Source organism: Candidatus Nitrosopumilus sp. bin_6a (assembly GCF_054095695.1).
In genome coordinates this window covers 70,398-82,330 of sequence record NZ_JBSWSR010000001.1, presented here as the reverse complement: position 1 = coordinate 82,330, position 11,933 = coordinate 70,398, and the positions used below count along the sequence as shown (strand labels likewise).

Below are 11,933 nucleotides of genomic sequence, written 5' to 3'. Positions count from 1 at the left end.
AAAATTGATGTATGTATTATATGGTAAAACTAACTAAATCCAAAGCAAAACAAATTAACAAAAACAACAAAACAACCCCTAAAAATCTAGAGAAAAAACAATACGATGAATCTTTAGCAGAATTAAAGAAATCTATAAAAAATGACCAATGAAAAAAGAATAAAACATTTTACAAAATGCAAATTTTGTGGAAAGTCTGATCATGTGGAATATTTAGCTGGACTCGATTGGTTTTGTAATAAGAGATGTCATTATCATTATAGGCATATGCATGATACGGGAACATAATGCCTATTTTTCATTTTTAACTATATTCCTTACATGTACTAAAAAAATTAAAGGCAAACCTTAGATTCTAAACCATGCGTTTCAGTCGACTTTTTCGAGATGAGGAATTAGACTATATTTTTTCATCTTGTTGGGCTAATTCTGGATTCAACATGGAGAAATGTGCTAATTTGATTGATCCGGGATTTATTTGAACTCGTTTTTTGGCATATTTGAAAAATGACGCGTGCTTAACTTCAAAATTCAGTCAATTTAATATCTGTGAAGCTTAAATTGGGCGATTTTATGGACTTGTTGGGATTGTGGTCTAGCTTGGTATGATTCTGCGTTTGGGACGCAGAGGTCGGGAATTCAAATTTCCCCAATCCCACCATCACCATCTTATTATCAAATCATTTTCTAATCTAATCGCCGAGCAATGAGGAAGAGTTAGAGTAATGACTTTGAAATGAAGTAAACTAATTGAGTCTGAGCTCCGGCATGTTTTTATGAATATTTTGATTCTTTGGATTATTGAAATTTGAGAGACGTGACATAATTTTGATTGTGGGTATTTTCCTTGTTGTTTTAGGGATTACTCAATACGTCCCTTTTCATTATTCTGTATTGATTGGCTTGAGTGTATTTTTTGCAATCAAAATGTATGTGGAAAAGAGAAAACAATCCATCACAAATGCTGTCGGTGATGGAATATGTATGGAATGTGGTTCTAGAATATCTCATAAAAAATGCCCAAAATGTGACTATTCTCAAGAATAACTCATACGTACGCCTTAATACTGAAAAATAGTGTTGAATTTTGATGGTTTTAAGATATCTGACTTTAACAACTAGCTCAACTTTTCCTCAATTCCATTCTAAAATGAGTCTATTAGATAATCAAATCAGGAATATACAATGAATCGTACCTTACCTCTAGTATTTGCTGTACTTCTTTTTGCAGGAATTCTAGCACCTGCATATGCTCAAACTTCTGAAAATGTGGTAATCAACGAAGTCGACATTAATCCTCCTGGCGATGACTCTCTTTCTATTTCTGAGTGGATAGAATTACACAACCCAACTGATTCTGATATTGATTTGAGTGGATGGAGTATTGCATCTACAACAATACTGAAAAAAACAATGACTATTCCATCTGGCACTGTTATTAAATCAGGACAATTCCTGACATATTCTTATCAAAGTCTTTGGTTTACTGATACAAACGAATCCATTGAACTTCGAGACGAAAATAAAATTGTAATTGACAAGACTCCTTTCATAACTGATCTGAAAAACGATTTTACTTCGTGGCAAAGAATCTATGATGGATTTGATTCTGATAGTCCTGAGGACTGGAAATTTGTAACTTCGACTGCTGGTTCTTCAAATGGCAAATTAGTAAAAACACAAACTTCTGACGATGTCAGTATCACTGCTTCATCTACAAAATCATCTTATCTATTTGGAGAAATGGCAACAATCTCTGGAAGTGTTTCTAAAGAAGTATTTGTTGTAAAACCTTTCTTTAAACCTGAACAAATTGTAATTAATATTTCTGGTCCTAACTTTGATAAAACTGTAAATCTTTACCCTGATCTTAATCTGAATTACAAAATGACTCTCAGTCTGCACCAAGTCTTGGGAATTAATCCTGGAAATTATGATGTAACTGTAAGTTATGGGACTGCTACTACCACTACTAGTTTTTCCGTAGGGTATGAAATAATTGAAAAGGAAACACAACAGACTGCAGAGTTAAGCATTGTTACTGATAAATCACAATATATTCCAGGACAGACGGCTTCTATAACTGGATTTGCAACTGACATTATTCCTTTTGTAGGAATGAAATTCACTGTTACTGATTTTAATGGAAAATTAATTTCCAATGGTAATCTCTTCCCTGTAGATGGTAAATTCAAAACTAGTCTCTTCATAACTAATGTAAATCCTGCATATGGAACATACACCATCTCTGCTGAATACTTTGACAGATCTGCATCTACTACATTTGAAGTTGTAAAAGATTTGAAAGAAGACGTCCCTATTTCTTTGTGGACTGATAAGGCAGCATATGGTTTAGGGGATGAAGTTAAAATCTCTGGCAGATTAAACAAAGTTTTTGTCAACACTCTTGATTTAGAAATTATTCAGACAAAACAAACCTCTATTCTAAGCTCATCTTCTGGCAGCACATCTGGATTTAAAATTCTAGACAGTCTGACCGTCAAAGGTGATGGCTCTTTTAATTATTCTTTTATGATTCCAGATAATTCTTTGAGATTAGGTGATTACAGAATTTCTGTATCTAAAGATATTGGCTCTGCAAAAATTGTAATTCCTGTTGTCACTGATCCTGAAAACTTTGTTCCATCTGACCTGCCTTTAACAGTTGAAATGGATATGGATGTCTATGAATTTGGCGACACTATGAATATTAGTGGTTATGTGAAAGATCCTTACAGCAATGCCAGCTATGGCACCGGTGCAGGAGTTAAAATTTCAATTTCTCATGAAGATGGTACTCCTTTGGAAATAACATCCTTGTCAAAAAATGAAAATATCTCTGTTGGGTATAGTTTTTCTGCAATTCCTGAAACATCAGGACGTTATTCAGTACAAGTGGATGTGAGCAAAAACATATTTGCTGTAGGAAACTATATTGTAAAATCACAATACCTTGATCATACAGTAACGAATACTTTTTCCATTGAGGATTCCCTTGATTTGAAAGATGGACCTGTGATCACACTTGACAAGGAAGTATATGGATTGGGAGAGACTGTTCATCTGAATGGGGCCATTCCTCCAATTGGTGATAATTTCATTAAAATCTCAATTACAAAACCTGATGGAAGTGTAAGCAATTCTGGTGCAACTCTTGAGAATCAACGCTTCTCTTGGACCTGGATTACTCCGATAAGTGAAAAACCTGCAATGCTAAAAGTTGATGCTCTTGAAAGAGATGTAACAACATCTAACTTTGGGGTATACAAAATCAATGTTGCAACTTCATCTAAAAATGTAGATCTTTTCTTCAAAGTTTCTGCAGATCCAGAAAATGACTCTCTATCTAAAACGCCATTGTTTGTATCTGCAGAAAAATCAATTTACAAAGCAGGTGAAAAATTAAAAGTTATTGGAAATGTGATCAAACGTCAGCAAGGCAGTGAAGGTCTTGTGGTACCTGAGAGGGTTACAATCAAAATACTTGATGGCAAATTCCCATACAAACAAATCCATGAATCATCTGTTTATCCAAATCAAGGTGGAGACTTTTCAAGTCTTTTTGAATTGCCTGCAACTGTGTTCAGTGATGGCCTCTATAAAATAAAAGCATCATACTCTAAAGCTGTTGCTCAATCTGAATTCAGTGTTACAAACGACTTTGTCTTTGGTCTTGATGAAGATGTATCTCTCTTAGTATCTACTGACAAGTCTGAATATTATCCTGGAGATGTTGTTTACATTAGCGGAAAACCTAACAAGCTGATTTATTTAGAATTCTTTGATGTGAGTATAGTCAAAAAATCTGGAACTGAGATTACCTGTGGCTCATTTGTTTGCGGAACTCATACCGGTCCTGTATCATCTATTCGTCCTAGCCCTTCTGGAACTTTTACACATCAATTTGTTATTCCTGACAAACCTACTGCAATTGGAACATACGAAGTAACAGTTGATGCTGATTTTGAGAAAAAATCAATTAAATTCAATGTTGTTGAAAAATCAATTATTGAAAAATTAAACACTGTAATTGAGAAAGAAAACAGACTGCCTGAAAAGATTATTTCAATAATTACTGAAGATAAAATTTCTGATGGTGCAGTGATTTCCCCTAGGGTGATTTCAGGATCTTTAATCACTCCTATTAGAGGAGATGAATCTAATGTTAATCTCAAAGTGTCTGCACCTTCTGGAACTTGTATAATCGGTCCTGATGTTGATTGCTTGGTAAAAGATTCTACTAGAGAGCAAGGCCAAATTTATGACGTTGTGGATGTGGATGGAATAAGTCTCAAAGTAAGGTATAGTGGTCCTGATGTTCGTCTAGAAAAATTCAGCATTTTGCCTGAATCCTCAAATGCATTTCTGCCTGATGCTGACTGGAATGTCGTAGTACTCAAAGATGACCAAATTTCAAGATTTTATTACAAAGTAACATACAAAACTCTAGAGTAAATTCAAAATACTCTGAATTCTATTCTTCATTTACATGAAATTACAAGTTTTGATGTTTTATCAAGATGATCCTAAAAAATGCACAGCTGCTAAGATGGTGAAATTTGGTCTTGCACAAAATATCAAGAAAATTGGCTCAAAAGGATTAGTTTTAGATCCTTTTTCTGAAAAAACATTACTTCCAAAAGATAAATCTGTAATTTACTCTATTGTTGGAATTGATTGCTCTTGGAATCTTGCTGAACAGGCTTTTTCTAAAAAATTTTCAGGCATTAAAAGAAAACTTCCTCCACTTCTTGCTGGTAATCCTGTAAATTATTCAAAATTAAATAAATTGACTACTGTCGAAGCATTGGCTGCATCATTATTTATTTTGGGTTCTAAAGAACAATCCTTGGAATTACTTGACAAATTTAAATGGGGGCATACATTTTATGAACTCAATCAAAACCTTTTGGAAGAATATTCTAAACTTGAAAATGAATCTCAGATCGAATTAATTTTAAAAGATTATGGGTTAATCTAGTTTCTTTTTTTTAGATATGTTATAATTCCTAAAACCACAACAATTGACAATATCCAAATCCAATACTCTGGATTGTTTTTAGAAAATTCTATATCTTCATTACTACTTACAGGTAATTCCAAAGCACCGTCTGTTACCATAAAACTTGATTCATAAAAATCAGGCTTTAAAACTGAATTTGAAATTGCAAATATTTTGATGTTATTTGCCCCTATGCCTAATTTCTTGGTGTCTTTTGGCAATATTTTGATGACTGTATTTGTTTTTTCAACCTTTTGTGTGTCTGAAAGAATTTTCTGCCCTTGGCTATTTGTCAAAAAATATAATATTGAATCTGAATTTTTTATCTCAACTGTTAAAGTGATTTCTTTGCCTCTCTGAATAGAATTGTTCATGTCTATCTTTTGAATTATTGGAAACTCTGTTTTTTCAAAACTTTCCCATTCTCCTTTTTTGAATGGATATGAATCATCATCAAATGCTGATACTTTGATTGTTCTTGATTCTGGAGAATATGATTCTAAATAGAATGGACCATTGCTTATCACTGCATGCTGCTTGTCTTGAATCCATTCTATTGAAGAATCGTATCTTTTTTGGTAATACTCTGATTTTTGATTCTCTTCTTTTAGTGCTTCAGGAATATGTCTTTCTTCTTTGAATTCTTGCAAATATTTTTTTATCATATTTGCATCATTGGGGATGATCAACGATGCCCAGTTCACATTTTTACTGGTAGCCCCTGATCTTGAAAATGATATTTTTCCATCCATCACTGCATTTTCCATGGCAGAGGTGATTTCCCAAGGTATTGAGCTCCATAACACTGCCCATTCTGCAATCTCTCCTTCATCAAAATGCCAATAATCCACATACACTTCTATTGTATCGTCGTCAATTTGGTTGATTCCTTTAATTGTCTGTATGCTCTGGGCTGCTCTTGGAGTAAATTCTGTATCAAATGATTTGTCGTTTTCATCTATCTGTGTTCCCCATTCTATTGTAAAATACAATGAATGCAAAACATCATTCATGTCCATTTTTTCTCCATTGTGCCAATTGCTGAATTTAAAATCAAACGTAACTTTGCTTATGGCCCTTGCATTTTCTCCCACTTTTTCCCATTTTTGTATTGTGGGACTCCAAATTTTTGCGTCTGCTGGTATGTCTATTTTTTCATCTGGTCCATCTGTTTCAACTTTCCACGTTGCTCTTACAGGAAATGTTTCTCCTGTGAATGGATGCTTGAATGTTGCAGGATCTGAAATTATTCCCCAGATATGTCTGCTATAACTATCTGTAAATCCCATGATTGGATTCCATGCCCCTTGATAGATTTGCTTGACTCCTATTGTTAGATCATCCTGATTGCTTTTTGCATTGATTGGGGTGAATCTACTTGGAACTCCTGCTCCAAAATCATTTACAATGCCGCTGACCTTTTCATTTGCAACGTATTGATCTATTTTACTGGCCAAAAAAACCCTGACTGATTCATTGACTCCTTCTGTGACTGCTTCTTGAATTAATGCAGTTCTCTGCTCTGCAGTTTCAAAATCTCCTGTGTAAATTTTTTGTGTTAGTGAATCTAATTTTTCATTCTTGTAATTCCAATATGATGGATCATTGAATCCTGGCATATTTGAAAACCAAGGAGAATACATTTGCCCCAGTCCAACTGAATCGTATTTTACAAATGCAGAACGTCCCCATCCTTCTGTGTACAAATTCCATTTTACATCTGATGGATTTGAACCATACACAACAACAAATGCTTTATTCAAATCCCCGAAATCTTTTTTCACTGAGAATCCAATTTTTTCTAATTCTACAGATAAAATTTCTCCTATGGATTTTCTTACAGGGTCATCACTTCTAATAAAAATTGTAATCTCTATTGGGACCCCGCCCATTTCCCATTTTCCATTGTTTTTGATTGCTCCTCTATCTTCCAATGCTCTGGTGATGATTTTTTCTGCAAGTGTGGGGTTGTATTTGAAATTAAACGTCTCTAGTTGTTCTACTACTGTTAGATATTCTGGATCTGACGGACCATAGTATGAAATTATTGGAGATCCATATCCTCCCATCAATTCATTTACGATTAATTTCCTGTCAACTAGATAATTTATTGCAAATCTAATATCTTTACTTGAAAAAGGATTGAATTTTTCTGACTCTGCAGGATTAGTTAGAATGCTGTAGGACCCTCCAGTTGAATCAAAAACCTGCAATCCTTGCATATTTTGATTGCTTTCTAATCTGTCTGGTGATATTGTATAATAATACAAGTCCAAATTCCCATTTCGTACTTCTTCTAATGCTGTATTTTCATCAAGATATTGAATGAATTTCACTGAATCAAAAAATGTATTCTTTTCTGCAAATGATTCACCATGCATTGTTAACAATGTTAAAAAAGCTAGCATGATAACTAGCATAATTTTCATGTCATTACTTTCAAAACCATGTAATAAAACCTATATCATAATACCCTGATGTTATTAGCTCCTAAAACCTATATTTCTAAACTGACTCAAAAATCACAATTGAAAATTCATCCCAAAATGATTATTGGATTACAAGGAATTATACCTGGAGGTGTATCTGTAAAAGATTTTTCTGCTGTTACAAAAATGAACTCAAATGATTCTAAAATCATTCTAGACGAATTGATTAAAAATAATATTGGGACAAAGCAGGATGATTTTTATTTTTTTGAAGTCGGTGATAAATTAAAAATAGCTGTGGCTTTACTTGAGAGAGGACTTCCTATAGATGAAATCTCCGTTGCTTTGGATTGGAGAGACTTTGAAGGACTAACTGCTGAGATACTATCTGAAAAAAATTTTGCAGTTTTGAAAAATATGATGCTAACCAAGCCTAGAATGGAAATAGATGTTGTAGGAATTAGACTGGGAATTGCAATTTTAATTGACTGCAAACACTGGAAGCGATATAGCACCTCTGCCTTGTCTACTGCCGTCAAAAAACAAATTGAGCGAACAAAACAATATGTTGCAAAAACTCCCGGTGCAATGGCAGTGCCTGTAATTGTGACATTATACCAAGACAAAATTGATTTTATAGAAAATGTCCCTATAGTTCCTATTTTTCAATTTGGATCATTTATTGATGAATTTTATGGCAATATTGATCAAATGAAGACTATAGGAACAGACTAGTAACAAAAAATATCACGCCTCCAATCACAAACCCTTTAGTGATTTTCAGAGAATTATCAAGCGCTTTGGAATAATCTTCATAAATTCCCTGCCCCATCACTTTGACGTCTGATTCATTTTCTAAAATTTCAAATTTCGCCTCTACGATACTCTCTTCTGCTTTCTTTGCAATTTCAAAAAACCATTTTGCTAGCTTGTCTGCACTGGTAATCAGTCCTAGTTGATAGTATCCGTTTCTGTTTCTTGCCTTTACTGGTGCATAATGTGTGTCTGATGTGCAAATTTCAAGTAGTTGATAATCTCTCTTTGCAAAAATTTCTATAATTTTCTCTCTGACGCCATTTTCCATGTTGTTAGAATCTGCCCATCCAAGAAAATATTTTTTCCCATTAATTCTAAAACAAATAATTCCCAATCCGCCCATTCCCAAATCTTCTGTCCATACATCCATTTCGTCCGTATTGGCATAGCCGAACTCTATTGGAAAATTGTCTTTTGTGATAAGAGAATCTAAGCATGATTTGGCAGCTTTTAGCATGTCTTCTCCGTCTTCTTTTGAAATTTCTTCTCCCATTGCATTATGACAATCTACAATCATTGTTCTTGCATAGTTTCGATTTTTTGCATACTGGACAATTTCTGTCATCATGTAACTTGGAAGATCTTCCATGCCGTGTGGAGATAACGATAAAAACAACAATGGATTATTTTCAAAAAGTAAACCTGTCACTCTAGCTTTGTTTATTTGAACTGTGACTGGTTCTGTACATCTCATTCCTTCTTCTTTTACTTTGCTTTTCTCTAAATTTTTCAAATATCTTTCGACTTCGTTTCTTGATGGAAGATTTAATGCATGATCTGAAATACTATGCATAATCATAGCTGATGATGATAAATTCTTGTAAATCAAATACGGTATGTTACTTCCTCCTACAGGATGATATGGTCCTGGATGTATTCCTGGAAGTACCATTCTGAATTCTTTTTGCCCTTCTTTGGGTGTAAATTTTATCTGTGATGTAGATACTTTGGTTTCACTTGAGCGTTGCTCCATCAACTCTTCAGCATCTGCAAAATCATTTCCTTGGGATGCAAGATATGCTTGAATTGTTTTGTGTGTGCTTTCCATTCCTGGCCTTCCTGCCCTGTCTGTAAGAACTGACCATACACTTGCAATGATCATAAAAGAGACTCCGTATCCTAATCCGACTGGTTCTGTAAGTATTGCAATCCACATGTCTTGAGGGATTAATACTAGATACATTGCTAATGGTTGAATCAAACAAATCGTCCATGCTTTTTTGAGACTAACTCCAAGTGTTGTTGTGTAGATTCCTATCCTAAAACTTGCAAAAAGCAAAATCCCAAAAGTTATGAAAAATAATTGCATGTCTTTTGATAAAACAATGCTTGAAAGTATTCCCATCAAAAGCGTAACCGTCAATAACATATTTCCAAAAAGTGACGAATGCAGTGATTTTGAATATTCTTTCTTTTTTGTAAATCGGGTGTCTAGTAATTGTGTTAAATATAATACTCCTAAAACAATTGGAAGTCGATACCAGTTTTCATCAAATCCTAAATTTCCTAAATATCCAAAATATATTGCTAAAACTGATACTGAAGCTACTATTAGTGAAACTACTAATGAGAAATAATGTGATGATGGATTAACTAAAGTGAGGGAGAACCTGTTGTGTATATTTGAAACATTGTCTGGAGATTTTTCCATTGTTTATTCACGGAGCTAGAAATAAATCAATTATCCATGAAATTGCAATTAAACTGATTGGGATTGATACTACAATTTTTGGGTCTATCTTGAATCCTTTTGTCTCATCTTCAAAGAATCTCATGAGACCCCCACTAGATGCTGGAAGTGGTGCTGATTTCTTATCTGCCATTACAATTCGTCCTCGAGGATTTTAACATAAAAACTTTATTCTACATCCAAAATTTATGCCTAAATTCAGAGGAAAGTTCCGAGTTTTTAGAAATGAGGAAGTTTAAGTTTTATCTGTATTGAAGACAATAATTCCCCGATCATACGTGACGCCAAATGCGATGTGTTGTCTTGAATATCAAATTTTGGACAAACTTCCATCATATCCATCCCCAATATTCCACCCTGTGTAATGTTTTTTAGAATAATTGATGCTGTAATTGGATTTAATCCCATAGGCACTGGAACAGAAACACCCGGTGCAAATGCCGGATCTATACAATCCATGTCAAAAGAAACATAGATGTTTTTTCCTAATTTTGAGAGGATGTCCTCAATTATTTGTTTGAATCCGTGATACTGAATATCTGCTGGTGAATACATCGTAATTCCATATTTTTTCATGTTTTCAATCTCTTCTAATTCAGGGCTACGAATGCCAATCATTACACTTGATTTAGGATTAATGTATGGAAGGCAATCATATACAACTGAACCATAAAAATTCCTAGTTGACGAAAGAAAATCTGGGTGTGCATCAAAATAGACAAGAGAAATAGGTCCACGTTTGTTTCCTAATTCCCGTATGATGGATGCAGTTAGAGAATGGTCTCCTCCAATTGTTATTGGTATTTTTCCATCATTAGATATTCGTTCATAGACAAATTGGATATTTTCTCTAGAAATATTTCCCAAATCAAATATTTTTGATTGTGGTTTCCCTGAATTTGTATATGCTAATGATTCACGATTATTTTCAATATACACGTCTCTGTCCCTTGAGATTTTCCTTATTCTATCAGGTGCTTCAGAAGTTCCCTTGCGTAATGAATGTGAATGAGACTCATCAGAAATTCCAACTATGACGTATTCTGATTCTCTATAAGAATTACAATTTGACCAACATAATGTTTCCATTAACTTTTCACCATGATCATAATGTTTTGTAAAATGTTATAATTTAGATGAAATTGTATCATGAAATATCCAGTATTTACTCATGTAATTAAGGAATAAAGTAGTTGATTTCATTTAATCTGAAGTCAACCCTGAATCATTTCGAGTGAACGAATAAATAAAAATGAAAAAAGAAGATTGCCACAAAAACGGATTACTGAGTTTTATTTTTTTCAGATTTTTTTGTTTCTTTTTTTGATTTGTTTGAGGTTTTACTCATGGTATGATATTCAGAAACAAGTATATGAAATAAAATAGAATTGACTTTATTCAGAACTAGATCAAATGATTCAATATCTTAAATTTATCAATGATGATCATTATTTGTAATTATACGTGGTTTGTAAGTAAATAGAACATGTTATATTGAATTCAACTCTGAGAACAAATCCTTCTTAGTACCATTCAAAAATTCAATGTCGATATCTGCTATGAGTTATCAATATGATGACTATGTTGACAATATATCTTATGAATCCGATTATAATTAACTGTTCTAGATTTTTTTTAAAAAATCTTGAATCTTTATTGTTTTTTCTTTATTTTCTCCATTGTTTCTAATAGGGAGTTTATCGTCTTGAGGATATTTTGCTGTTTTTCATGATCTTCTTCAAGTTCTAATTCTTTTGTTAACATCTCCATCTTTTTTTCTAGTGTTTTTTCTATGGTTGGTGATGTTTCTTCTAATTGATTTTGTTTAGGGATCTCTTTTTTTTCTGGTTGACGCCCGCAACCAATACACAAAGCATATCCTTCTTTCATCACTCTGACTCCTTTACAATATGGACAAGGTTCACTGAGTAATGTTGCCCCTTTTAGTAACATTTCTGCAGCTTTTTTTGTAAGATCCTCTGTCATACTATTTCAT

10 protein-coding genes and 1 tRNA gene are annotated in these 11,933 nt (G+C 33.5%); 6 read left to right on the top strand and 5 right to left on the bottom strand.

All coding sequences use genetic code 11. From position 1 onward, the window contains the following. Positions 1 to 20: 20 nt before the first annotated feature. The 5 genes from ACW9XA_RS00460 (at position 21) to ACW9XA_RS00440 (ending at position 4,981) form a co-directional block, all read left to right on the top strand. A complete protein-coding gene (locus ACW9XA_RS00460) occupies positions 21 to 152 on the top strand; it encodes a hypothetical protein (protein WP_457762496.1) in 132 nt (43 codons plus the stop codon). A 432-nt stretch (positions 153 to 584) separates the two neighbouring features. Continuing rightward, a tRNA-Pro gene (locus tag ACW9XA_RS00455) sits at positions 585 to 661 on the top strand. 140 nt (positions 662 to 801) lie between these two features. Beyond that, positions 802 to 1,047 (top strand): hypothetical protein, encoded by a 246-nt coding sequence (locus ACW9XA_RS00450; RefSeq protein ID WP_457762495.1) that lies wholly within the window; start codon positions 802 to 804, stop codon positions 1,045 to 1,047. A 138-nt stretch (positions 1,048 to 1,185) separates the two neighbouring features. Beyond that, positions 1,186 to 4,455 carry a lamin tail domain-containing protein gene (locus ACW9XA_RS00445; protein ID WP_457762494.1) on the top strand — a complete coding sequence of 1,090 codons (3,270 nt, stop codon included), beginning with the start codon at positions 1,186 to 1,188 and terminating at the stop codon, positions 4,453 to 4,455. Positions 4,456 to 4,489: 34 nt separating this feature from the next. After that, positions 4,490 to 4,981: a DUF367 family protein gene (locus ACW9XA_RS00440; protein WP_457762493.1), complete on the top strand. Its 492-nt coding sequence runs from the start codon at positions 4,490 to 4,492 to the stop codon at positions 4,979 to 4,981. Here ACW9XA_RS00440 and ACW9XA_RS00435 read toward each other — a convergent pair. After that, entirely contained in the window at positions 4,978 to 7,431 is a 2,454-nt protein-coding gene (locus ACW9XA_RS00435; protein ID WP_457762492.1) for an ABC transporter substrate-binding protein, read from the bottom strand. The two genes, ACW9XA_RS00440 and ACW9XA_RS00435, sit on opposite strands and share 4 nt — an antisense overlap. A gap of 48 nt (positions 7,432 to 7,479) precedes the next feature. Here ACW9XA_RS00435 and ACW9XA_RS00430 point away from each other — a divergent pair, with 48 nt between their 5' ends. After that, on the top strand, positions 7,480 to 8,166 hold the full coding sequence (locus tag ACW9XA_RS00430; RefSeq protein WP_457762491.1) for a hypothetical protein: 687 nt from the start codon (positions 7,480 to 7,482) through the stop codon (positions 8,164 to 8,166). Here ACW9XA_RS00430 and ACW9XA_RS00425 read toward each other — a convergent pair. From ACW9XA_RS00425 to ACW9XA_RS00410, 4 genes are all read right to left on the bottom strand, one after another. Beyond that, positions 8,150 to 9,898: a DUF2070 family protein gene (locus ACW9XA_RS00425; RefSeq protein ID WP_457762490.1), complete on the bottom strand. Its 1,749-nt coding sequence runs from the start codon at positions 9,896 to 9,898 to the stop codon at positions 8,150 to 8,152. The genes ACW9XA_RS00430 and ACW9XA_RS00425 overlap by 17 nt on opposite strands. 7 nt (positions 9,899 to 9,905) lie before the next feature. Next, positions 9,906 to 10,070, bottom strand: a complete 165-nt coding sequence (locus ACW9XA_RS00420) for a preprotein translocase subunit Sec61beta (protein ID WP_457762489.1) — start codon at positions 10,068 to 10,070, stop codon at positions 9,906 to 9,908. An 86-nt stretch (positions 10,071 to 10,156) separates the two neighbouring features. Next, the gene (locus ACW9XA_RS00415; protein ID WP_457762488.1) at positions 10,157 to 11,026 is read right to left on the bottom strand and encodes an arginase family protein; all 870 of its coding nucleotides are present in this window, start codon (positions 11,024 to 11,026) and stop codon (positions 10,157 to 10,159) included. A 564-nt stretch (positions 11,027 to 11,590) separates the two neighbouring features. Continuing rightward, positions 11,591 to 11,923, bottom strand: a complete 333-nt coding sequence (locus ACW9XA_RS00410) for an Sjogren's syndrome/scleroderma autoantigen 1 family protein (protein ID WP_457762487.1) — start codon at positions 11,921 to 11,923, stop codon at positions 11,591 to 11,593. Positions 11,924 to 11,933: the final 10 nt, after the last annotated feature.

Excerpts from the sequence above, each read along its gene's own strand:
- ACW9XA_RS00460 (WP_457762496.1), top strand. The coding sequence starts at position 21 with ATGGTAAAACTAACTAAATCCAAAGCAAAACAAATTAACAAAAACAAC.
- ACW9XA_RS00445 (WP_457762494.1), top strand. The coding sequence starts at position 1,186 with ATGAATCGTACCTTACCTCTAGTATTTGCTGTACTTCTTTTTGCAGGA.
- ACW9XA_RS00440 (WP_457762493.1), top strand. The coding sequence starts at position 4,490 with ATGAAATTACAAGTTTTGATGTTTTATCAAGATGATCCTAAAAAATGC.
- ACW9XA_RS00435 (WP_457762492.1), bottom strand. The coding sequence starts at position 7,431 with ATGAAAATTATGCTAGTTATCATGCTAGCTTTTTTAACATTGTTAACA.
- ACW9XA_RS00430 (WP_457762491.1), top strand. The coding sequence starts at position 7,480 with ATGTTATTAGCTCCTAAAACCTATATTTCTAAACTGACTCAAAAATCA.
- ACW9XA_RS00425 (WP_457762490.1), bottom strand. The coding sequence starts at position 9,898 with ATGGAAAAATCTCCAGACAATGTTTCAAATATACACAACAGGTTCTCC.
- ACW9XA_RS00420 (WP_457762489.1), bottom strand. The coding sequence starts at position 10,070 with ATGGCAGATAAGAAATCAGCACCACTTCCAGCATCTAGTGGGGGTCTC.
- ACW9XA_RS00415 (WP_457762488.1), bottom strand. The coding sequence starts at position 11,026 with ATGGAAACATTATGTTGGTCAAATTGTAATTCTTATAGAGAATCAGAA.
- ACW9XA_RS00410 (WP_457762487.1), bottom strand. The coding sequence starts at position 11,923 with ATGACAGAGGATCTTACAAAAAAAGCTGCAGAAATGTTACTAAAAGGG.